23 protein-coding genes are annotated in these 21463 nt (G+C 40.5%); 11 read left to right on the top strand and 12 right to left on the bottom strand.

Annotation, left to right across the window (positions count from 1 at the left end):
- The first annotated feature begins 155 nt into the window (after positions 1-155).
- The 5 genes from Xenpb_RS12080 to Xenpb_RS12060 all read left to right on the top strand — a co-directional run bounded on the left by Xenpb_RS12080 (position 156) and on the right by Xenpb_RS12060 (position 4737).
- Positions 156-1070: a metal ABC transporter substrate-binding protein gene (locus Xenpb_RS12080; protein WP_187654551.1), complete on the top strand. Its 915-nt coding sequence runs from the start codon at positions 156-158 to the stop codon at positions 1068-1070.
- Positions 1067-1978 carry a manganese/iron ABC transporter ATP-binding protein gene (locus tag Xenpb_RS12075; protein ID WP_187654550.1) on the top strand — a complete coding sequence of 304 codons (912 nt, stop codon included), beginning with the start codon at positions 1067-1069 and terminating at the stop codon, positions 1976-1978. The genes Xenpb_RS12080 and Xenpb_RS12075 overlap by 4 nt, the downstream gene beginning before the upstream one ends.
- The gene (locus Xenpb_RS12070; protein WP_187654549.1) at positions 1975-2850 is read left to right on the top strand and encodes a metal ABC transporter permease; all 876 of its coding nucleotides are present in this window, start codon (positions 1975-1977) and stop codon (positions 2848-2850) included. The genes Xenpb_RS12075 and Xenpb_RS12070 overlap by 4 nt, the downstream gene beginning before the upstream one ends.
- Positions 2847-3743, top strand: a complete 897-nt coding sequence (locus Xenpb_RS12065) for a metal ABC transporter permease (RefSeq protein WP_187654548.1) — start codon at positions 2847-2849, stop codon at positions 3741-3743. Before Xenpb_RS12070 ends, Xenpb_RS12065 begins: the two co-directional genes overlap by 4 nt.
- Before the next feature lie 130 nt (positions 3744-3873).
- Positions 3874-4737, top strand: coding sequence for a fructosamine kinase family protein (locus tag Xenpb_RS12060; protein WP_187654547.1), 864 nt, complete (start codon positions 3874-3876; stop codon positions 4735-4737).
- A gap of 156 nt (positions 4738-4893) precedes the next feature.
- Here Xenpb_RS12060 and Xenpb_RS12055 read toward each other — a convergent pair whose 3' ends face one another.
- Complete coding sequence (locus Xenpb_RS12055) at positions 4894-5433, bottom strand: YniB family protein (RefSeq protein ID WP_187654546.1); 540 nt, start codon at positions 5431-5433, stop codon at positions 4894-4896.
- Positions 5434-5645: 212 nt separating this feature from the next.
- Here Xenpb_RS12055 and hxpB point away from each other — a divergent pair, with 212 nt between their 5' ends.
- The 3 genes from hxpB to Xenpb_RS12040 all read left to right on the top strand — a co-directional run bounded on the left by hxpB (position 5646) and on the right by Xenpb_RS12040 (position 8973).
- A complete protein-coding gene (gene hxpB / locus Xenpb_RS12050) occupies positions 5646-6311 on the top strand; it encodes a hexitol phosphatase HxpB (RefSeq protein ID WP_187654545.1) in 666 nt (221 codons plus the stop codon).
- A 208-nt stretch (positions 6312-6519) separates the two neighbouring features.
- Positions 6520-7119 carry a metal-dependent hydrolase gene (locus tag Xenpb_RS12045; protein WP_187654544.1) on the top strand — a complete coding sequence of 200 codons (600 nt, stop codon included), beginning with the start codon at positions 6520-6522 and terminating at the stop codon, positions 7117-7119.
- Positions 7120-7581: 462 nt separating this feature from the next.
- Positions 7582-8973, top strand: coding sequence for an L-cystine transporter (locus Xenpb_RS12040; RefSeq protein ID WP_187654543.1), 1392 nt, complete (start codon positions 7582-7584; stop codon positions 8971-8973).
- Positions 8974-9218: 245 nt separating this feature from the next.
- Here Xenpb_RS12040 and htpX read toward each other — a convergent pair whose 3' ends face one another.
- The 8 genes from htpX to ftnA all read right to left on the bottom strand — a co-directional run bounded on the left by htpX (position 9219) and on the right by ftnA (position 16994).
- On the bottom strand, positions 9219-10106 hold the full coding sequence (gene htpX, locus Xenpb_RS12035) for a protease HtpX (protein WP_187654542.1): 888 nt from the start codon (positions 10104-10106) through the stop codon (positions 9219-9221).
- Positions 10107-10286: 180 nt separating this feature from the next.
- Positions 10287-12392 (bottom strand): carboxy terminal-processing peptidase, encoded by a 2106-nt coding sequence (prc, locus tag Xenpb_RS12030; protein ID WP_187654596.1) that lies wholly within the window; start codon positions 12390-12392, stop codon positions 10287-10289.
- A gap of 19 nt (positions 12393-12411) precedes the next feature.
- Positions 12412-13122, bottom strand: a complete 711-nt coding sequence (gene proQ, locus Xenpb_RS12025; RefSeq protein ID WP_187654541.1) for an RNA chaperone ProQ — start codon at positions 13120-13122, stop codon at positions 12412-12414.
- 95 nt (positions 13123-13217) lie between these two features.
- Entirely contained in the window at positions 13218-13715 is a 498-nt protein-coding gene (locus Xenpb_RS12020) for a GAF domain-containing protein (RefSeq protein ID WP_187654540.1), read from the bottom strand.
- 577 nt (positions 13716-14292) lie between these two features.
- A complete protein-coding gene (locus Xenpb_RS12015) occupies positions 14293-14646 on the bottom strand; it encodes a YebY family protein (protein WP_187654539.1) in 354 nt (117 codons plus the stop codon).
- Between the two features lie 210 nt (positions 14647-14856).
- A complete protein-coding gene (locus Xenpb_RS12010) occupies positions 14857-15873 on the bottom strand; it encodes a CopD family protein (RefSeq protein WP_187654538.1) in 1017 nt (338 codons plus the stop codon).
- A complete protein-coding gene (gene yobA, locus Xenpb_RS12005; protein WP_187654537.1) occupies positions 15873-16259 on the bottom strand; it encodes a CopC domain-containing protein YobA in 387 nt (128 codons plus the stop codon). Before yobA ends, Xenpb_RS12010 begins: the two co-directional genes overlap by 1 nt.
- Positions 16260-16487: 228 nt before the next feature.
- Positions 16488-16994, bottom strand: a complete 507-nt coding sequence (gene ftnA / locus Xenpb_RS12000; protein WP_187654536.1) for a non-heme ferritin — start codon at positions 16992-16994, stop codon at positions 16488-16490.
- A gap of 328 nt (positions 16995-17322) precedes the next feature.
- Here ftnA and Xenpb_RS11995 point away from each other — a divergent pair, with 328 nt between their 5' ends.
- On the top strand, positions 17323-17553 hold the full coding sequence (locus Xenpb_RS11995; RefSeq protein WP_187654535.1) for a DNA polymerase III subunit theta: 231 nt from the start codon (positions 17323-17325) through the stop codon (positions 17551-17553).
- Positions 17554-17600: 47 nt separating this feature from the next.
- Here the strand turns inward: Xenpb_RS11995 and pip are convergent, their stop codons facing one another.
- From pip to Xenpb_RS11980, 3 genes are all read right to left on the bottom strand, one after another.
- Positions 17601-18554: a prolyl aminopeptidase gene (pip, locus tag Xenpb_RS11990; RefSeq protein ID WP_187654534.1), complete on the bottom strand. Its 954-nt coding sequence runs from the start codon at positions 18552-18554 to the stop codon at positions 17601-17603.
- Between the two features lie 83 nt (positions 18555-18637).
- Complete coding sequence (yebF, locus tag Xenpb_RS11985; protein WP_187654533.1) at positions 18638-19009, bottom strand: protein YebF; 372 nt, start codon at positions 19007-19009, stop codon at positions 18638-18640.
- A gap of 101 nt (positions 19010-19110) precedes the next feature.
- On the bottom strand, positions 19111-19293 hold the full coding sequence (locus Xenpb_RS11980; RefSeq protein WP_187654532.1) for a YoaH family protein: 183 nt from the start codon (positions 19291-19293) through the stop codon (positions 19111-19113).
- 149 nt (positions 19294-19442) lie between these two features.
- Here Xenpb_RS11980 and pabB point away from each other — a divergent pair, with 149 nt between their 5' ends.
- Both pabB and Xenpb_RS11970 read left to right on the top strand, forming a co-directional pair.
- Positions 19443-20813 carry an aminodeoxychorismate synthase component 1 gene (gene pabB, locus Xenpb_RS11975; RefSeq protein WP_187654531.1) on the top strand — a complete coding sequence of 457 codons (1371 nt, stop codon included), beginning with the start codon at positions 19443-19445 and terminating at the stop codon, positions 20811-20813.
- The gene (locus Xenpb_RS11970; protein ID WP_187654530.1) at positions 20810-21379 is read left to right on the top strand and encodes a CoA pyrophosphatase; all 570 of its coding nucleotides are present in this window, start codon (positions 20810-20812) and stop codon (positions 21377-21379) included. The genes pabB and Xenpb_RS11970 overlap by 4 nt, the downstream gene beginning before the upstream one ends.
- Positions 21380-21463 lie beyond the last annotated feature (84 nt).

Raw genomic sequence — 21463 nt, 5'->3', positions numbered from 1 at the left:
CGCATGTGGTTCACTACTGTCATACCAATCAACAAAGAATAAAGGAGTATCTAACAAATCTATTATCAATTTTGCTGATATCACCTTGACTTCACACAAGTGATATTGATAATCATTATCAAAGATAATATGTATAACAAATAGGGTCTGCCATAATGAATAAAAAACGTTCTCTCTCTGCTGTACCGATATTTAACCTAATCATTGCGCTACTAACAATGGCTTTATTCAGCCAACACGCTCATGCAGATAAGACGTTCAGAGTCGTTACGACATTCACTATCATTCAAGATATGGCACAAAATATCGCTGGTGATGCTGCTATTGTTGAATCCATCACAAAGCCCGGTGCAGAAATCCACGATTACCAACCAACACCTAAAGATATTATCAAAGCACAGCGTGCAGATCTCGTTCTTTGGAATGGCTTAAACTTAGAACGTTGGTTCGAACGCTTCTTTGAAAATATGAAAGATATACCTACTGCTGTCATTACCGATGGGATTACTCCTTTGCCTATTCGCGAAGGGCCTTACAATAAAAATCCCAATCCCCACGCTTGGATGTCACCTAAAAATGCGTTGATATATATCGAAAATATTCGTAGTGCCTTTGCTAAATACGATCCGGCAAATGCGGAAATTTATAATCGCAATGCCAAAGCTTATGCAGCAAAAATAGCCCAATTAGATGCTCCGCTCAGAGAACGCCTCTCGCGTATTCCTGAAGAACAACGTTGGTTAGTCACCAGTGAAGGTGCTTTTAGCTACCTCACACAAGACTATGGTTTCAAGGAAGTGTATTTATGGCCAATTAACGCTGAAGAACAAGGTTCCCCTCAGCAAGTTCGTCGTGTCATCGATACAGTAAGGGCTAACAAGATCCCTGTTGTTTTCAGCGAAAGTACTGTCTCAGATAAACCGGCAAAACAAGTCAGTAAAGAAACAGGAGCCCGTTACGGCAGTGTACTCTACGTTGATTCTCTTTCTACCCAAAAGGGACCAGTGCCTACTTATATTGACCTGCTGAATACCACCGTAGATACCATTGCGAAAGGATTTAATCAATGAATCACTCATCGTTAAACCACCAGCCATTATTTGAGCAACCCCACTTGGTTGTTGATAACGCGACTGTCACTTACAACAATGGGCACACCGCTATTTATGATGCCAGTTTTGATATTGCCGGCGGCACGATTTGTGCGCTGGTCGGTATGAATGGCAGTGGAAAATCCACACTATTTAAAACAATCATGGGATTAGTTACCCCTTCTCAAGGAAAAGTGACTCTCAATACTCAATCTATAAAAACCGCATTAAAACAAAATATCATCGCCTATGTTCCACAAACTGAAGATGTAGATTGGAACTTCCCGGTTTTAGTTTCAGATGTCGTGATGATGGGACGTTACGGAAAAATGGGATTCTTACGCCGCCCCAGTAAACGGGATCATCAGGTTGTGAATGAAGCTCTTGAGCGTGTCGGATTAAAAGAACTACGTGATCGTCAAATTGGTGAGCTTTCAGGAGGCCAGAAAAAACGCGTATTTTTAGCCCGCGCACTCGCTCAAGAAGGAAAAGTCCTGCTACTGGATGAACCTTTTACCGGTGTAGATGTGAAAACAGAAAATGCCATCATTAATTTACTCCGTGAATTACGGGATGAAGGACATTTAGTCTTGGTATCGACGCACAACCTCGGCAGTGTTCCTGAATTTTGTGATCGTGTTATTTTGATCAATCGCACAGTGTTGGCTAGTGGTCGTACTGAAACTACTTTTACCCAAAAAAATCTGGAAATCACCTTTGGCGGTGTCTTGCGCCATATTAATCTTTCCGGTTCTGAACTGCATGAAGATGATGACCCTCGTTCATTGACCGTCATTACTGATGATGAACGTGCCGCTGTCTTCTATGGACATGACCACCATATCCCACCACGGCAAAGCCCAAAACAAAAGGAAAACCAGCCATGATGGAATTGCTTTTACAGCCATTCAATTACAACTATATGGTAAAGGCCATGTGGGTAAGTGCCATCGTCGGTGCTGTTTGTGCTTTTCTATCAGCTTATCTGATGCTGAAAGGTTGGTCACTGATGGGAGATGCACTCTCCCACTCTGTTGTACCCGGAGTGGCAGGTGCGTATGCTCTTGGCTTGCCTTATGCTGGAGGCGCTTTTTTTACGGGGATGCTTGCGGCACTATCAATGACATTGGTGCGTCATATCACTCGATTGCGTGAAGATGCAGTAATCGGCTTTATATTCTCCACCTTTTTTGCTGCCGGATTGCTGATCGTCTCCCTGAACCCTACATCCGTGAACGTACAAACCATTATTCTGGGTAATATTTTAGGCATTGCTGACGAAGATGTTTTACAAGTTGAAATCATTACCGCCGTTTCTTTTATTACCCTAATGTTGCTTTGGAAAGATTTGTTGGTTGTTTTCTTTGATGAAACTCACGCGCGTTCTATCGGGTTATCACCATTACGGTTAAAAATCATTTTCTTTACTTTATTAAGTGCCTGCACGGTTGCCGCATTACAGACGGTAGGCGCTATCTTGGTTATCGCAATGGTCGTTACCCCCGGTGCAACCGCCTATTTACTGACCGATAAGTTTAAAAACCTGCTAATCATTGCGGTTGCCATCGGTTCACTTACAAGTGGTATCGGGGCATATTTAAGCTATTTTCTTAATGGCGCAACTGGCGGTGTCATTGTCACCCTACAAACAGTGGTTTTCCTGTTAGCGTTCTTTTTTGCCCCTAAACATGGCATGCTGGCTTCCCGCAAACGAGCGAGAAAGGAATCTCTGGCGTTGACTCAGGAAGGACGTCCATGAATACATTGATTGAATTAATGACTGAACCCTTCAGGCATGAATTTATGCAGCGGGCTATCTTTGCTGCCATCATAGTGGGTACGGTCTGTGCTGTGCTTTCTTGTTATCTGGTCTTAAAAGGCTGGTCTTTGATGGGTGATGCGATTTCTCATGCCGTGCTGCCCGGTATCGTATTGGCCTTTGCAGCAGGCATACCACTTGCAGTAGGTGCTTTTCTCTCAGGTATATTTTGTGCGTTTGCCACCGGATATCTGAAAGAACACAGCAGAATCAAAGAAGATACTGTCATGGGAATTGTTTTCTCTGGTATGTTTGCGTTTGGTTTAATCTTATTCACTCGTATAGATACGGATCAACACCTGACACATATTCTATTTGGCAGCATACTCGGCATTACCCAACGTGAATTGATTCAAACACTGTGTATTGCAGGAGTCACGCTGGCTATTGTTTTGTTGAAGCGAAAAGATTTCATGCTCTACTGCTTCGATCCCAATCAGGCTCGAGTTGTTGGCCTTCCAGTGAAACTTCTTCATTACGGCTTATTATCTCTGTTAGCTCTAACAATCGTCGCCTCTTTGCAAGCCGTCGGCATTATTCTGGTTATAGCCATGCTGATCTCACCAGGTATTATTGCTTTTATTCTTTGCCGGAGTTTTGATCACATGCTGATTGTTGCAATGATTGCTTCTGTATCATCCTGCGTGCTCGGTACTATCATCAGTTTCCATATTGATGGGGAAACAGGGCCTTGCATCGTAATCATCCAAGCCATTTTCTTCACTATCGCTCTTATTTATAACCAAATAAAATTGGCTCGCAAGAAAGTGAACAGGGAGCTCTCAGAAAAGGTGCCTTCTCAAACATTGTCAACACCCAAAAAATCCAATTAACAATCCAGAGCGCCATATCCAATTTAAGATATGGCCTTATTAATTGCTATTAAAGTCCTTTTTAACCTGTTCAAATGTTGCATCTATCTGTAATATGAGCTTAGCAATTGTCAACTTAATGAGGTGAATCATGTGGCAAACCGTGAACCGTCTATTAAGTGAGCATTTTGATGACACTGAAATTCACGATAAAACGGAATTAGCAGGAGGCGACATTCACCGTTCTTGGTGCGTTAAATATGGTGAACAGCATGTTTTTGTCAAATCCAACGTGAAAGAAATGCTGCCAGTTTTTAAAGCTGAAGCAGAGCAATTGGAATTACTGGCCCGTAGCAAAACAACCCGCGTTCCCGAAGTTTATGGTGTAGGGCATGATCGCAATTATAGCTTCCTTTTACTGGAATATTTACCTATAAAGCCATTTAATGCCCATAGCGCGTATTGTTTTGGTCAACATCTTGCGAAACTACATCAGTGGAGCGAACAACCTAAATTTGGTTTTGATTTTGATAACATGCTTTCAACCACCATACAGCCTAATGGGTGGCAAAAACGCTGGAATCAATTTTATGCGGAGAAACGCATAGGATGGCAATTGCAACTTGCTGCTGATCAAGGGATGGTCTTTGGCGATATCAACCTCATTGTCCAAATAGTCAGTGACAAATTACACTCCCATCATCCTCAGCCTTCCCTCCTTCATGGTGATTTATGGCCTACAAACTGCGCATCGTTGAATGATGATTGTGCTGTAATATTTGATCCTGCCTGTTATTGGGGAGATCGTGAATGTGACTTAGCGATGTTGCCACTTTACCCGAACCTTCCCTTACAAATTTTTGATGGTTACCAAAGTATCTGGCCATTGCCACAAGACTTCATTGAACGTCAGCCCATTTATCAACTCTACTATTTACTGAACAGATGCAACCTTTTCGGAGGTGATAACTTCATGATTGTGCAAAATATGGTAGATAAACTCTTATCTGAATAATGATGAGAAAATTTTATCGGCATCACATTTGAAAATAAAAATCATTATTGTTAGCTCTGGATGACATTTCTCTACAAAAATCAGGGTTAGCTTTTTGATTTTTAAGTTCAATCAAAATCAAGAGAAAAATTTATATATTAAAGATATATTTTCGCATTACCAACCCAATAATTTAAATAAGAAATAAGCTATCGCACCAATAATAATTGGAGATATATAAAGGGTAAAAATCTGGCTGAATAAAGAATGACGGGGAAATTTAATTTTAGCTTCCAACTCTTCCTTAGTTATTCCGCTTTCCTTAGCCTGTTCCAGAACCATTTGATCTTCAATATGTTCCTTGATGAATTTAAATTGACGATACATTCTCAAACCAGATGCACTCATCGCTAAGCCAACAAACATTAAAATATAAATAATGAGAAAACTAATATTTTCTCCTGTAATTCCAGCCATGCGCTCAGGAGTTGGAGAGTGCTTCCAAAAGAAATCCAAAAATGGTGTATTAAATTTAATCATTTCTGCCATCATCTTAAGAAAATCATTCAATACCGCACTAATACCATCACCTTTGGCACTATGCTGCCACGCCAGATTAATCACAGAAACTAAAGTTGATAAAAATGCGGGTACAAAAATAATCCAACCCAAGATCCGTTTAGCAATAGCAACATATCCAGCTTGTTGATAAGTCATTAACATTCCTCATTAACATAAATTATTTTATTTTTACTCAATGATAGCTGATAGCTCATAAGGAACCAACTTTAATCCTATTTGCAGATTAATACTCTTGTTTTTACCAGAAAAATTTTTTTCTTTGTTATCAATCTATAACAAGATTTAAACCACAGAGGTTGCTACAATCAAACCTTATCAATTATTATCATCACCGCGAGAAATATGAGATGTCATTTTGTTTATCTATAGATGCAGCTATTTTTGATATGGACGGCCTCCTCATTGATTCCGAGCCTTATTGGGAACAGGGGGAAAAAAGTGTATTCAGTGCATTGGGGCTGGATTTGACGTTAGCCGAAAAACTGCCTGATACGTTGGGATTACGAATTGATAAAGTTGTTGAATTATGGTATCAGGCATCCCCTTGGCAAGGCCCTTCCAAAAGGGAAGTTGAACAACGTATCATCAACGACGTAGTACAATCAGTTAAAGAAAACCGCCCTCTCCTACCCGGAGTAGAACATGCTTTAAGTCTCTGCCGCGAGCGTGGATTGAAAATTGGTCTGGCTTCGGCATCTCCCCATGAAATGCTTGAGCAAGTGCTCGAATTGTTCAACTTGCGACATTATTTTGATGTTGTTGTTTCTGCGGCTAACTTACCTCATAGCAAACCACACCCGGAAGTTTATTTGCAGGCTGCCAGCCAACTTGGCGTTGAACCAATTCATTGCGTCACATTAGAAGATTCATTTAACGGCATGATAGCAACCAAAGCCGCAAGAATGCGCTCTATTGTTGTTCCTGCTACTCATCATTTCGATGATCACCGATGGTCATTGGCAGATATCAAATTGAATTCACTAGCACAGTTAACAATAGAGAATATTACTTAATAGCTAAATAGCTGCTGCGCTGCTACTGTTCAATACTCACCTTTCTTACATCTGGCAGCGCAAATATCAAACACTTCTTATCCACTAAGATGCCTCAGATAAATAAAGATTTTTCTTATTTACCCCCTATCATCCTTATGCAAAACCCTCTATACTGCCAACTGTACGTATACACAGCAATCAGCATAAATAATTAGTATAAATCGTTATGACAGCAGAAGGGCACCTTCTTTTTTCCGTTGCCAGCCTTGTATTGGCTCACCAGCTAGAAATTACGCCAGAAATAGCACAGGGAGATTGGCTACATATGCTTCCTGGCGTACTTCTGGCTTCATTATTACCTGATATTGATCACCCAAGTTCAACTTTAGGTAGATTATTCCGTTTCATATCCATTCCAATTGCGCGCCTGTGCGGGCATCGTGGGTTTACACACAGTTTAGTCGCTCTCATTGCAGGTATTACTTTATTTCAGACTGAAATACCCTCTGACTGGCCTATTCCAACTGATTTTGTCCATGCCATGGTTGTGGGTTATATCAGCCATTTGATTGCTGATATGCTGACTCCTGCCGGTATTCCACTTTTATGGCCATTAAGAATACGTTTTTGTATTCCTATTGTTAGAGGTAAGGATAAGCAACGCAAGAAAACTGAACGCTTCATCGCTGTGTTGCTGGTAGTCATTGCCATTATTCTTCCACAGCATATTGAATCTTCGTTCACTGGCTATTTAGACAAATTTCAATTGGATAAATTACAGTTAGATAAGTTACAAATTGATAAATTACAGAATCTCTATAAGTAGCCACAATTAATTGTATTTTCACTAAATCAGCTCCCCATTTGAAAAAGTGGGGCGCCCTAAAACATAAAAATTTCTTTTGTATCCATTCTTATTCTTTTTTGAACAGCACTTATAACTCAAGAAAATATATCTTTTACCTGCCAAAATCGAAGAAAATAAAGCAACAATAGATTAGGGTATATAACCAATTAAGCTAGTTAGTGAAAAATAATTATATTAAATTCCATTTAATTATAAGAAACAAGATTCTTATGCTGATACCATTCTCTTATACACTTCATGGTATGTACCCGACAAATTTCAAGCAGCAAAAGCGACTGAAAAATAAAAAGTTATCTATTACCACATAACACGGTTACATATCATACATAAAAATCATATAAATATCGTTATACCCAATAGATTGCAAGTTACAACACAGCAACTTGGAAATAAAGGGTATAAAAGTTTTGGAGACTAGGGATGAATTTACCACTCATCATCAACATGCTCGTTTTTGTAGCACTACTTATTTTATTAGCAAAAGCGGGCTCAAATAACTGGAGTTTGTCCAAAAAGGTTCTTGTGGCTTTAGCCGTAGGTGTCTTTTTTGGACTGGCATTGAACATCATTTATGGCACAAACAATCCTACAGTGAAGGAATCAATTAAATGGTTCAATATTGTTGGTAATGGCTACGTGCAGTTATTACAAATGGTGATCATGCCATTGGTTTTCGCTTCTATCCTGAGCGCTGTTGCGCGTTTGCACAAAGCATCTTCTTTAGGAAAAATCAGTTTCCTGACTATTGGTACGTTGTTGTTCACTACCGCAATTTCCGCCTTAGTCGGCATCGTAATTGCCAATTTATTTGGACTAAGTGCAGCCGGTCTAATTCAAGGCACTCAAGAAACAGCTCGTTTATCAGCCATTGAAACCAACTATATCGGTAAAGTTGCTGATATGAGTGTGCCTCAGATCATTCTCTCTTTTATTCCTAAAAATCCCTTTGCTGACCTAACTGGAGCAAATCCTACTTCTATTATCAGTGTTGTGATTTTTGCAACATTTTTAGGCATCGCTGCATTACAAATGCTCAAAGATGATCGTGAGCGCGGTGAACGAGCTCTCATTGCCATTGATACAATGCAGTCATGGGCAATGAAACTGGTTAGATTAGTTATGCGCCTAACTCCATATGGTGTAATGGCTTTGATGACTAAAGTTGTAGCCAGCTCCAATATTCAAGATATTACACAATTAGGTAATTTTGTCGTTGCTTCCTATATTGCCCTCGGTTTGATGTTTGTCGTTCATGGCGGACTTCTGGCACTTATTGGTATTAATCCTCTGAAATTCTTTAAAAAAGCAGGACCTGTACTGACATTTGCATTTACCAGTCGTTCAAGCGCGGCGAGTATTCCTATGAATGTTGAAACACAAACTCGCCGTCTCGGTGTGCCTGAGTCTATTGCCAGTTTTTCCGCGTCTTTTGGTGCCACCATCGGCCAAAATGGTTGTGCGGGTATTTACCCGGCCATGCTTGCTGTCATGGTTGCTCCAACCGTAGGGATTGATCCGTTTGATCCTTTGTGGATTGCAACTCTTGTTGGCATTGTGACTATCAGCTCTGCTGGTGTTGCTGGCGTTGGTGGTGGGGCAACATTTGCAGCGCTCATTGTTTTACCTGCCATGGGCTTGCCTGTTACCTTGGTGGCACTGTTGATTTCTGTTGAGCCTCTTATTGATATGGGCCGTACAGCGTTAAATGTTAATGGTGCAATGGCCGCAGGTACAATTACCAGCCAATTAATGGGACAGACTGATAAAAAAATATTTGAACAAGATGAAAACGTGGTATTAAGCAAATCTTAAACCGCTTAAATAACACTTGGCCTCCTTTGGCTGTGAGTTCAAAGGAGGCATTTTTATAAGATCCCTGCCCTACTTCCTTCCTCTCAGATACATTCTAATGAAGATCCCCTCTCCCTGAGAATCAAATAAATTTTGCAATATATTCAAAAGCGCGATCAAAAAAGCCGGAGGTCACCATGACGCCCGGCCTTCTATCAGAAATAATTTAAGTGCTTACTCAAGCTTCTTACCAGAAGCCTATCGCATTATTTTATATACTCGCCACTACGCAGAGCTTCAATGCGCTTATCCAAAGGTGGATGCGATAAGAACAGTTCACTGAAACTCTTAGATTTACCATTAATACAGAATGCCATCATGCGACCTTCTTCTTGAGGTTCGTAGCTGGTCTTAAGACGTTGCAAAGCAGCAATCATCTTTTCACGACCAACCAATTTTGCTGATCCTGCATCCGCATGGAATTCACGGTAACGGGAGAACCACATGGTAATAATACTTGCCAAAATACCAAATACGATCTCCAACACCATGGAAATAACCATATAAACAATTGGGTTACCATTACTGTTACTTTCTTCACCTTCATCATCACTGCTTGAAAGGAAACTTGCAGCAGCCTGTGCAATGATGCGTGAGATGAAAATAACAAATGTATTTACAATACCCTGTAGTAACGTCATCGTTATCATATCACCATTTGCGATATGACTGATTTCATGCGCAATGACAGCTTCTGCTTCATCACGGCTCATATTGTTCAGCAGCCCGGTACTAACAGCAACCAGAGAAGCATTACGGCGTGCCCCTGTCGCAAATGCGTTAATATCAAGAGCATCATAGATAGCGACTTGTGGCATGGTAATTCCAACCTGATCCGATTGACGACGTACAGTTTCCATCAACCAGGCTTCAGTTTCGTTGGAAGGTTTTTCAATAACTTGACCACCAACAGAACGCAGAGCCATCCATTTCGACATGAATAAAGAAATGAAAGCACCACCAAAACCAAACAGACCAGCCATAATCATGAGGCCAGCAACACTACTCCGCTGAACTCCTGTAAGTGAAAGTATTATTCCAAACACTACCATGACAGCAAGGTTAGTGAGAAGAAACAAGGCTATTCTCATCATATAAATTTGCTTCCTTTAATTATCGAACAGTTCAACTAAAAGTTAGGCCATAAGATGGGGGCTGAGCCCATATTATTCAAGTTTTTTAAGATGTTAAGCGATATAATCAACATAACTTTACAATATGATAAAAAAAGGCCGACTTAATAGCCGGCCTTGCATCAATAACGAATTCTATAACTATTTCGTTATAGCCATTTCAGCAGGCTGATGCGCTAAATCTAACGCAATTTTTACCGATTCATCTAAGTATGGATCAGGCCCTTTATAATCTTTTGGTAAATCATCAAGTGACTTGAGCTGTTTTTTCCCTTCACGTTTAAAACGCTCATTAAGACGATTCAACTTGGTTGTTTCATATTGCTTATTCTCTTTCTCTCTTTGAATATAGTTTAGAGAGTAAACACCATTACGCTCCTTCATGGCCTTATAATAAGCAATATCCTCTTTGATATATTTAAACTCAGGGTCATTAGCAACGCGATTGTTATGCAATTTAGTCAATAGCGTCGCCAACTCTGAAATCACTTTCGAAGAAGTATAATCCGCAGGTTGGATACTGTCCCAAGGTAGCGCATTATCTTCCTGGCTTTCACCTATTTCATTAGGATCTTCACCTGTGAGCATAACTATATCAGGCGTTACACCTTTTAGCTGAGTGCTGCCGCCATTGACTCGGTAAAACTTCTGAATGGTATATTGCACAGAGCCGATTTTCGGCCAATCAGGCTCTAACATTTGATCATAAATCCGGTGCAGAAGACGGTGCATCTGAACTGTACCTTTACCAAAAGTAGGCTCACCCAAAATTAATCCACGCCCATAATCCTGCATAGCCGCAGCAAAAATTTCAGACGCCGAAGCGCTTCTATTATCAACTAAAACAACCAGAGGGCCTTTGTAATATATTGCTTCATCCGTATCCGATTCTTCTTTAACTTTACCAATATTGTCTCGGATCTGAACAATGGGACCAGTAGTAATAAACAAACCAGACAGAGAAACGGCTTCCGTTAATGCCCCACCACCATTACTACGCAAATCAATTACAATCGCGGAAACACCTTGTTTAGTCAGTTTTTGCAACTGAACTTTGACATCATTAGTCAAGCCAACATAGAAGCTCGGTATATCAAGAACCCCCACCTTTTCCTTGCCAACAGTCTTCACCGACATCTTGACAGCATTATCTTCAAGGCGGATATTTTCACGAGTTAAAGTGACAATATGATTTTTTGCCCCTTTCGTACTTGGAATAACTTCAAGACGGACTTTACTGCCTTTCGGCCCTTTGATCAGGGCAACAACGTCTTCTAAACGCCATCCGACAACATCCACAATAGGCTTGCCAACTTGCCCAACACCAATGATTTTATCCCCAACTTTCAGTAAATTACTTTTAGCTGCCGGGCCACCTGCAAGTAATGAACGGATAGAGATATATTCATCCTCATATTGTAAAACAGCACCAATACCTTCAAGAGAAAGGCTCATCTCTGAGTTAAATTGCTCTGTATCTTGAGGTGAGAGATAGCTGGTGTGAGGGTCTATTTCACGGGTAAAAGACATCATGATACTTTGAAAAACATCCTCACTTTTAGTCTGTGTGAGGCGCTTCATCAACATCCGATAACGTTTAATCAGTGTTTCTTTGATTTCTTTATCATTTTTGCCTGATAATTTGAGATTTATCCAATCAAATTTAATCTTGGCATCCCAAAACTTATCCAGTTCCTCAACACTCGTTGGCCAAGGCGCTTTAGTACGTTTTGTATCAATCGTATCATGCCCTTCTAAATCAACGGGCTGCTCCAAACGAGAGAGCACATATTGATAACGTTCAAAACGACGCTTTTGCATTAAATTAAACAGAGCATAAGGCAGCTTCAGATCGCCATTTTCAAGATCTTTTCCTAACATGCCCTTTTGAGCTGCAAACTGTGCAATATCCGATGCCAGAAAAACATTGTGCCCATAATCTAGCTGATTCAGGTAACGATCAAATATTTTCCCTGAAAAATCAGCATCTAAATAAAATTGGCGGTAATGAGAACGAAGCAAGCGTGAAACAATTCGCTTACTTACAGTAGAATGTTGTGGCTCCGGTTTTAAATCTGGCAACTGGCTCAGACTGATAACAGCGGCATTGTGATTATTAATAGTACTGTTGCTAGCAACATTGCCACTATTACCACCATTGGCGATATTGCCATTAGTGGTATCTGAATATCCTGTACTAGAAAATGATAGACCTAAAACGAAAGCCAAAGTAATGAGTTTGTTCATGCCCAAGTTGGCCTCCGTATCAGAACTTTAAGTGTTCTGCGCGTACAATCATTGCCAAACCAGTAGGTAACTGCACTCTTACACCATCTTTTGCGATTTCAAGCACAGAAGCATCCATTAAGCTTTTTCCTACGTTTACTTTGATCGTCTGACCGACTTTCAAAGAAGATACGTCTGTGACTGAGGTTAACTCAGATTGTACAGTTTTCTTTGTGGTTTTATCTGCAGGTTTACGCGGTTGTTGCAGACGGTTTTGCGAACGAGATGGACGTTTTTCACCATCACCTGATGTTTTTTGACGACGAGGAGCCGTCTTTTTACTTACAGGGCGTTCACTTTTCTTTTCAGATACGTTTTCAGTTTCACGTTTCTTGGCACGCTGTTCAGCTCGTTGAGCCTGTACACGCGCTTTTGCTTCTGCCAATTGCTGACGAGCATGTTCAATATGTTCGGCTTCCAACTCACCACATACATTCCCATCAAGGTCAACACGCTGGGCTCCCTCTTTAACGCCATAAAGATAACGCCAACTGGAAGTATACAAACGCAAAGCAGAACGGAGCTGTGTTTTACTTAAACACTCTTCACTCTGAATACGCTCAACGATATCCTGAAAGATCCCGATCTTCAAAGGACGTGCTTCACCTTCTGCTACGAAACAGAGCGGGAAACGCTCAGCCAAGAAAGCAATAACTTCTTTACTACTGTTCAACTTAGGTTGATTTTCCATGAAATTTCCTGATTACAACGGTTTTGCCAACCAGCGCAGGCATGAACAGGCGACATTATAATAGCGTTACTGATAAATGCCACGTCATACGTATGTTAAGTTACATTCTGTTGTAGATATTTTGACACAACACATTGTCCCAAGTGTTCACAAAGCCTGATCACCAGCGCTTCCAAGCCATTTTCATCATTCTCGTCAAACCGATCAAAAACCGTGCTATCGATATCCAAAACCCCAATAACTTGTCCATTGATTTCCAAAGGAAGAACAATTTCAGCATTACTAGCGGCATCACAGGCTATATGACCGGGGAAATCGTGCACGTCAGAAATACGCTGTATACATTTATTCGCAACAGCCGTTCCGCATACACCTTTTCCTACGGGGATGCGAACACAAGCGTTCTTACCCTGAAATGGCCCTAATACTAGGGTATCATCATCCACTAAATAAAAGCCAACCCAATTAACATTATCCAAACGTTCATATAACAATGCACTCGTGTTAGCAAGAGAAGCTATAAAGTCATATTCACCTGACAGCAGCGCGATCAGGCTGTCTGTTAGCTCTTTATAAAATTCGTTCTTATTCATAAGGCCCTATAAAACAGATAAAATTCTAACAAAATAAAAACAAAAATTTTACATGAAAATTTTTATCCTAGTTCAGCAGATATTTCTGAGAAAAATGTGCCATCAAAATATCAATTTCCCCAAAATATAAACTGTCTTTCTGAGTTTAAATTTTCTTTAATTCTTTTTACCAGTATTTACTGATAAAACTCAGGTAAATATCACAGCTTATATTAAAAATCACTCCAATTTGCAGCCAGGACCGTGTTCTTGTTCATATTCTTATCATAAAACACCAAACCAAGATCCCGAACGATTGTTTTCCTCTCACCTACTTATTATATATATAACAAAATGAGGTAATTTCTTGAAAAGAGAGTCAAAATACTCGCTCCTTATAATAGACAAAAAAAGGCCGAGTTCACTCCTATACTCGGCCCAGGGAAAATGGCTCTGTCAAAGAGCCTTGCGCAAAAGTTGCCATTGAGACGTAGAACAACTTACCACCTAAAGCGTAGTTGACATGGCATGATTTACCAAGTTTTACCCCTTATTAGGTATTCAAGGCACCATTAACATTAGAAATATTAACCAGTTTTTATTTTTTATCATTTGAATGATCACATAAAGCCGATGCCGCTTTCTGGAACGGCTCTACGCTCATTTTTTGATTGGGATTTTCTGGATTATCTAAGAGGATTGTATCTAATGATGTTGCAATAACTTTATTAGATTTCATCAATTTTGTTGCCAAGTCATTCAACGGATACTGCATTAGTGTACTAGGATTTATCACAAATAGCGCCCCATCTGAGCGACAATCAAGCATCACCTCTTCGCGGGTAAATGCCCATTGCTTACCAAACTGTAGCTTGCTGATGGTTTGTATTGGCGAACTTACTCCCTGAAAAGAGAGAAGCAAAAAAGGCAAAGCCCAATATATTCGTTTCATTATCATTCCTCTGAATACCCGTCGTCTTTCAAGTTGCCGCTTTGTTGGCTGCGTTCATTCACCCCAGTCACATAGTGAGCTATGCCCTTGGGGATTCATTCCCTTGCCGTTGCGCTGCATCTTGAAATCCATTAGGTTATAGATACATGGTCTGATTTTATCGTTAATTTTTCTGTTAATGTACCTGGAATTTTACCAATCACTCAAGAATCATGCCGGAGGCTGCGTTGCAAAAATTGCCACACATAATAATGCAGATGTTCCCAGGATAATCTCCAACCAGATATTGATGATCAACAGTTGATAACAACCTTTCTGCTTCAATTTGGGAACTAAAATATAACGGTTAATCAACGCCAAAAGCACCATGCCAGTGACCAAAACAATTTTTAGCCATAACATAGATTGGTATTCAGAAATAGCGCGATTAAAAACAGGCCAACCCGGAATTAAAATCACACTACTCACAATTCCCGTTACAATCACCAGAAAAACGGCAAAATGCCCATAGAGGGAAAACTTTCTCATTGCCGCCATACTTTCTGCATATAAACCAGCAGCAATATTTTTACTACTGTCTATACCCCCTGCATGTGTGCCATTAATTCCGTATGCACTATTAATTCCGTGTGTATTATTAATTAGGTATGTACTATCACGATATAAATTTGCTTCCGGTGCTTTCTTCAAACGCAAAAATTGCAGGCACAGCAAGAATGGCCATAATCCCCCAAACCAATAACCCACACTCAGCAAATGAACAACCTGATTGGCTTGCAGTAATAACCCTATGTTTCCTTCATACATAGCAGCGTGACCAATGAAAGCGTGACTGGATAATAAGATAACCGCACAACTGAGCAATAGAAGGTTTCTGACCTTGGTATTGGAAAGGAATAACCCACCAACAGCAAATATTGCAACCAATAACTGCCATTGCCACACTTGCCCAAAAGAGGTTCCTAATACAGCCAGCCAAATATCCGGGACATAGATATCTTGCCAGCCATCCCCCATTAACCCTGCCTGAGCAACAAACCAGACTAAGGAGGTTATTAAAGCCAGCACTGTGCTGATTAGAATTCCAACCCTTAACCGTTCTCCCATCAGCCTCGAAAAATGACCAGAAGTCAGCATCACTGTGAATAAACTCAAACCAAACATCAGCATGACGACGACAAAATGAGAAAAACGGCAGAATACGTATAGTGCCTCTAGAGAGATCATTATCTTACGGTAAAGCGATAAGCGCCTTTTGTTTTATGACCATCGACGGAAAGTACACTCCAGTCGACACTATATTCTCCCGCAGCGAGCTTCCCTTCAACTGGCAGGATAAGTTTGGTTTTAGTTTCTGGATCAAGTTCCAACTTACCGGTTTTGATCGCTGTTTTTTCCGGGCCAGTCAATTTTACTTTACTGAATCCAAGTTCAATACGCTCTGAAAAACTCAAAGTAATGGTCTGCGGAGCAGCTTCAACAGTCGTGTTTTCTGCCGGGATCTGATCTTTCAAATGCGCATGAGCTAAAGCCTGTTGGCAAGACATGCCGACAAAAAGAACAACAAGAGCAGATAATTTAGCCCAAGATGAACGGATGCTAAAAGTAGACATATAGATAACCCTTTAATATACAGGTGAATTTTTCATACTAAGACGGGAATTCTATATCAAAAGATCAGTTTAATCTGCGATATTCGAAGGGCAATGTCCTGACCTGTGAAGCACTACGCAAAAATGAGGGTAAAAACGAAAAAAACCGTAATTCCTGCCTCAAAAATAAACGAACAAGCGGGAACTACGGTGAAAAAAGCGGTTCAGGCGAATTTATTTGGGACTCTCTTAAGCGTGGTTTGGTGCCATAGACAGACCTTTCAGATCTTTATCCAGCAAGAACAGTGACTTACCACTTTCACCCACCATATCCAGTTTATCCAGAATGGATTTGAACAATTTTTCTTCTTCATGCTGTTCAGCAACATACCACTGCAAGAAGTTAAAAGTAGAATAATCCTGTGTCATCATCGCAACATGAGCAAGTTTGTTGATTTCTTCTGTAATTAATTTTTCATGCTCATAAGTCTGATTGAAGACATCAGAGATAGAATCAAACTCAACCGGAGGAGCCTGAATAGCACCTAGCACAGGCATTGAACCAGTGTCACCCAAATAATCAAACAAACGCTGCATATGCTGCATTTCTTCTTGTGAATGCGCTTTCAGAAATGCTGCTGCACCTTCATATCCTTTGTCACTGCACCATGCACTCATTTGCAGATATAAATTCGCAGAATAAAATTCCAGATTTAACTGCTCATTTAATTTCTTGATCATTTCTTGTTTTAACATCAGCCAATCCTCCTAATGATTTATTAAATTGGGCGTATTATGCCAATTAAAAACACATAAAACAAAAATAAAATAAAAATATATAACTCATTGATAATTAAAATTTTATACCATATAAATAATAAGAATAAATCTCATTAAATATAAGGAAACAAGAATCAATTTTATTTAATTTAATTATTTCCCTTAAAATAAAAACTTTAATAGAAATGAGAATTGGTATTATTTATATTTATTTGATGTTTTTTTAAGCCCTTTAAACCACTTGATAAACCCAAAAGAGTCGATTAATTTTCTTCCTAAGAGATAAATTTTCAGAGAGGCCATAATGGAGCGTAACTTAGCCAGATTATCTAAAGACGAGATGGATAAAGTCAATGTTGATTTAGCAGCATCCGGTGTTGCTTTTAAAGAGCGCTATAACATGCCTGTCATTCCCGATACTGTCGAGCAATCACAGCCATCCCATCTGCGAGAATATTTCCAGCAGCGTTTGCATCACTACCGCCAGCAATCAAGGTTTCTGTCGCGTTTGCCTTATGAACCCAAAAGCCGTTAAAGAGACGGCAAAAAAGGTAACCACCGCTGAATGGGTGGTTATCTCGGCTATTTTCCGACAAAACTATCAGTTGCCTTGATTAATTGGTGCAAAATGCCGGGTTCATCAAAAGAATGACCAGCACCTTCCACAATACACAATTCCGCTTCTGGCCATGCTTTAGCCAGATCCCATGCGTTCTGGATCTGACATGCCATATCATAGCGTCCATGTATAATGACGGCCGGAATATGTCTGATCGTATCAATATGATCCAATAACTGTTGGGTTTCATCCATAAAGCCGTTATTGATGAAGTAATGATTTTCAATGCGTGCAAATGCTAAAGCAAATTCATCTTCCGCAAATGAATCTGAATGCTCAGAAGGCAGCAACGTCACCGTTTCTCCTTCCCAAAGGCTCCATAAACGCGCCGCTTCCAACTGCACTTGCAGATCAGCGCTCGTCAACCGTTTGTGATAAGCTGCAATCACATCGTCACGCTCTTTTTCCGATAAGATAGATAACATACGTTCCCATTTTTCAGGGAAAAAACGAGAAGCACCTTCCTGATAATACCAACTCAATTCTTGGGGACGAAGCAGGAAAATTCCCCTTAATATCAATTCAGATACATGATTCGGGTGTTTTTCAGCATAGGCCAAAGACAACGTTGAACCCCACGAACCACCAAAAACCAACCACTTCTCAACGCCCATCAAATTACGCAACCGTTCAATATCATCAATCAAATGCCACGTTGTATTATTCTCCAGACTGGCATGAGGTTTGGAACGGCCACAACCACGCTGATCAAACAGCATAATATGATAACGCTCAGGATCGAATAACTGACGATGATAGCTTGCAATACCGCCTCCAGGGCCGCCATGAATAAATACCGCAGGCTTACCTTTCGGATTACCACACAATTCCCAATAAATTTGGTGCCCATCCCCGGTATCTAAATACCCTGTTTGATACGCATCATAAGCGGGATAGAATTTCCGTTGTTCCGTCATAAGGCCCTCTCTCTGTTCAAACAAAACGGGATACTTTCCCGGTATCCCGTCCATATTCAAAGATAGCATGACAAACTATTTAATTACTTTACTTCACTATAATTGATAGTTTCTTTTTGGCAATCAATTGTGACATTGTAACTTTTATCTTTTTTTGAACCACGGACAATAAGTGGAACCTGCAATGCGTTTTCATCACCAGTAATATCGTTGACATTTACCCATGCAATGGGTTTTGACGTTCCGAGTTGCTTTCTGTCCTCATTCCAGCGATTAATGCGGTTTTGTAAAAAATCTTGCTTAACCTGCGCTGCAACTTGATCTTTGGTTAAGTTTTTACAAGAAATAAACTTGGCTACGCGCTCATTCTCAGTGGCTGTCGCCGTAAATGACACAGAAAGCAGCACCCCTGCACTCAATAACCCAATTCGCTGAATAAACTGACTTGTCTTCATATTACCTCCTATTACCATCCAAATAATATGGATTAAAAGTTGCGATAAATTAACATGTAGCAGAAAGTAATTATGTGATTTTTGTTAAAAATACGTTGCGACTATTTTTCGTCGTCCTCAAACAGAACATGGATCTGTTCATTATTCTGATGTTTTTCACGCAATTCCTGAGCAACGATGGTAATAGCTTCTCCACTTCCCATTCCTTCTGAAATGAGCTGATGGATCCTTTCTACAGCAATTTGCTGCTCTTCATGGGATAATGCTGGCATACCTGAAAACATAGTTATAACCTCAAACCTGACATAACAATTAATGGCAACCGGAGATTATAATCTTTTTTATCTCAAGTCAGGAGTGAGATTCTGTGATAATCTCCGCGGGTTAATATGTTATTCATCGTGAATTGCCAACCGCCAACACTGATTCCATCATGAAAATTGCACTACAAAAACGACAACTACCTTATTCTCCCGATCTCGCTACCCACTATTTTGCACCTGTTTCTGCATCTCCCTGGGCAATGTTGCTACATTCAGGAGCCGCCGAACATCCACACAATCGATTTGATATTTTAGTCGCCGAGCCAGTGACAACATTTGTTACTCATGGAGAATCTACAGAAATAAATCATGATGGCGAAACGTCCTTTTCTCAGGAAGATCCTTTCTTTTTATTAAAAAAATCCCTTCAAGCCTGTCATATCACCCCTCAATTTGATCCTGACTTACCTTTTCAGGGAGGGGCATTAGGACTCTGGGGATACGATCTTGGACGACGGATTGAAAAATTGCCGACAATCGCTGCCAATGAGCTGGATTTTCCTGATATGGCTATTGGCATCTATGATTGGGCGTTAATTATCGACCACCAGCAACAAAAAGCGACTTTACTGAGTTATCGCGATATCGATAAGCGTTTGGCATGGTTAGAATCACAGAGGGAAAAAAAGAATAATCCTTTCTCCCTGACAAGTCATTGGCACGCCAATATGACAGAGCAGCAATACCACGAAAAAATCGCCCATATCCATCGTTATCTGCGGGATGGTGATTGCTATCAGGTCAATTTATCACAACGTTTCCATGCTGATTATCAGGGAGATGAATGGCAAGCATTCATCCAACTTAATGAAAGTAATCGGGCGCCTTTTTCTGCCTTTATCCGCTTACCTGAACACTGCATTATCAGCGTTTCACCTGAACGTTTTATTTTACTGGAAGATAAGCAAATCCAGACTCGCCCAATCAAAGGAACATTGCCACGATTGCAAGACCCCGCAGAAGATCAATTACAGGCTGAAAAATTAGCGAATTCACGAAAAGATCGCGCTGAAAACCTGATGATTGTAGATTTATTGAGAAATGACATTGGCCGGGTTGCCCGCCCCGGTTCGGTCAACGTTCCTGAATTATTTGTTGTCGAGCCTTTTCCGGCCGTACACCATCTGGTCAGTACCATTACAGCAAGGTTGCCTGATGAATATCATGCCACCGATTTACTTCGTGCCTGTTTTCCGGGGGGGTCTATTACCGGAGCGCCCAAAATACGCGCGATGGAAATCATTGAAGAATTGGAACCACACCGTAGGCATGGTTATTGCGGGGCTGTTGGCTATATTAGTTTCTGCGGTACAATGGACAGCAATATCACTATCCGAACCTTACTGACAGAAAAAGGAAAAATTTACTGTTGGGCTGGAGGTGGTATCGTCGCAGATAGCATTGCTGAAAAAGAATATCAGGAAACATTTGATAAACTCGGACGAATTTTACCTCAATTAGGAGCGCTTCACATACCATGACTTCGCTTTCTGACTTCATTCATCGGTTTCAATTGCAACTTCCTTCTCAATCTCTGCATTCAGCGGGGAATCAACGGAATGCTGCGGTATTACTTCCGATTATATGTAAGCCAGAACCAACGCTTTTATTGACTCAACGCTCCCAGAATCTTCGTTCTCATGCGGGCCAAATTGCTTTTCCAGGCGGAGCTGCTGACCCTGAGGATCATTCACTTATTGCCACCGCTTTGCGGGAAGCCGAAGAAGAAGTCAACCTCCCGCAAGATAAGGTACAGATCCTGGGGCAATTAGCCCCTTTAGATAGCAGCGGGGGTTATCGTGTTACTCCGGTCATTGGGCTAATCTCCACTCCGGTTTCTTTCCGAACCAATCCGGCAGAGGTGGCAAAAGTTTTTGAGGTTCCGCTGTTTGATGCACTTTCCCTATCTCACTACCGGTATCTGGACATAAAACGTCGCAATCAACACCACCGCGTCTACTTTTACTGGCACCAAGAGCAAATGATTTGGGGATTAACCGCAGCCATTATTTATCGGCTTGCACAACAAGTTCAAAAAACATTCTGAATAGAACATAAAATGCCATAAAACTGTGCATTACTTATCCATAATCATATCAATTGCTACTATAATTAAAAAAAAACTGTAAAC

The organism is Xenorhabdus sp. PB62.4 (assembly GCF_014467285.1).
Classification (GTDB): Bacteria; Pseudomonadota; Gammaproteobacteria; order Enterobacterales; family Enterobacteriaceae; genus Xenorhabdus.
The sequence above is the reverse complement of the archived record's forward strand: the minus strand, read 5'-3'. Positions and strand labels throughout refer to the sequence as shown.

What these genes read in the sequence shown, in the direction of transcription:
- Xenpb_RS12055 (WP_187654546.1), bottom strand. Translation starts at nt 5,433, where the DNA reads ATGACTTATCAACAAGCTGGATATGTTGCTATTGCTAAACGGATCTTG.
- Xenpb_RS11995 (WP_187654535.1), top strand. Translation starts at nt 17,323, where the DNA reads ATGGAGCGTAACTTAGCCAGATTATCTAAAGACGAGATGGATAAAGTC.
- Xenpb_RS11980 (WP_187654532.1), bottom strand. Translation starts at nt 19,293, where the DNA reads ATGTTTTCAGGTATGCCAGCATTATCCCATGAAGAGCAGCAAATTGCT.
- prc (WP_187654596.1), bottom strand. Translation starts at nt 12,392, where the DNA reads ATGAACAAACTCATTACTTTGGCTTTCGTTTTAGGTCTATCATTTTCT.
- proQ (WP_187654541.1), bottom strand. Translation starts at nt 13,122, where the DNA reads ATGGAAAATCAACCTAAGTTGAACAGTAGTAAAGAAGTTATTGCTTTC.
- Xenpb_RS12020 (WP_187654540.1), bottom strand. Translation starts at nt 13,715, where the DNA reads ATGAATAAGAACGAATTTTATAAAGAGCTAACAGACAGCCTGATCGCG.
- Xenpb_RS12040 (WP_187654543.1), top strand. Translation starts at nt 7,582, where the DNA reads ATGAATTTACCACTCATCATCAACATGCTCGTTTTTGTAGCACTACTT.
- Xenpb_RS12010 (WP_187654538.1), bottom strand. Translation starts at nt 15,873, where the DNA reads ATGATCTCTCTAGAGGCACTATACGTATTCTGCCGTTTTTCTCATTTT.
- yebF (WP_187654533.1), bottom strand. Translation starts at nt 19,009, where the DNA reads ATGAAGACAAGTCAGTTTATTCAGCGAATTGGGTTATTGAGTGCAGGG.
- pip (WP_187654534.1), bottom strand. Translation starts at nt 18,554, where the DNA reads ATGACGGAACAACGGAAATTCTATCCCGCTTATGATGCGTATCAAACA.
- Xenpb_RS12070 (WP_187654549.1), top strand. Translation starts at nt 1,975, where the DNA reads ATGATGGAATTGCTTTTACAGCCATTCAATTACAACTATATGGTAAAG.
- Xenpb_RS12045 (WP_187654544.1), top strand. Translation starts at nt 6,520, where the DNA reads ATGACAGCAGAAGGGCACCTTCTTTTTTCCGTTGCCAGCCTTGTATTG.
- htpX (WP_187654542.1), bottom strand. Translation starts at nt 10,106, where the DNA reads ATGATGAGAATAGCCTTGTTTCTTCTCACTAACCTTGCTGTCATGGTA.
- Xenpb_RS12080 (WP_187654551.1), top strand. Translation starts at nt 156, where the DNA reads ATGAATAAAAAACGTTCTCTCTCTGCTGTACCGATATTTAACCTAATC.
- pabB (WP_187654531.1), top strand. Translation starts at nt 19,443, where the DNA reads ATGAAAATTGCACTACAAAAACGACAACTACCTTATTCTCCCGATCTC.
- Xenpb_RS12065 (WP_187654548.1), top strand. Translation starts at nt 2,847, where the DNA reads ATGAATACATTGATTGAATTAATGACTGAACCCTTCAGGCATGAATTT.
- Xenpb_RS12075 (WP_187654550.1), top strand. Translation starts at nt 1,067, where the DNA reads ATGAATCACTCATCGTTAAACCACCAGCCATTATTTGAGCAACCCCAC.
- yobA (WP_187654537.1), bottom strand. Translation starts at nt 16,259, where the DNA reads ATGTCTACTTTTAGCATCCGTTCATCTTGGGCTAAATTATCTGCTCTT.
- Xenpb_RS11970 (WP_187654530.1), top strand. Translation starts at nt 20,810, where the DNA reads ATGACTTCGCTTTCTGACTTCATTCATCGGTTTCAATTGCAACTTCCT.
- ftnA (WP_187654536.1), bottom strand. Translation starts at nt 16,994, where the DNA reads ATGTTAAAACAAGAAATGATCAAGAAATTAAATGAGCAGTTAAATCTG.
- hxpB (WP_187654545.1), top strand. Translation starts at nt 5,646, where the DNA reads ATGTCATTTTGTTTATCTATAGATGCAGCTATTTTTGATATGGACGGC.
- Xenpb_RS12015 (WP_187654539.1), bottom strand. Translation starts at nt 14,646, where the DNA reads ATGAAACGAATATATTGGGCTTTGCCTTTTTTGCTTCTCTCTTTTCAG.
- Xenpb_RS12060 (WP_187654547.1), top strand. Translation starts at nt 3,874, where the DNA reads ATGTGGCAAACCGTGAACCGTCTATTAAGTGAGCATTTTGATGACACT.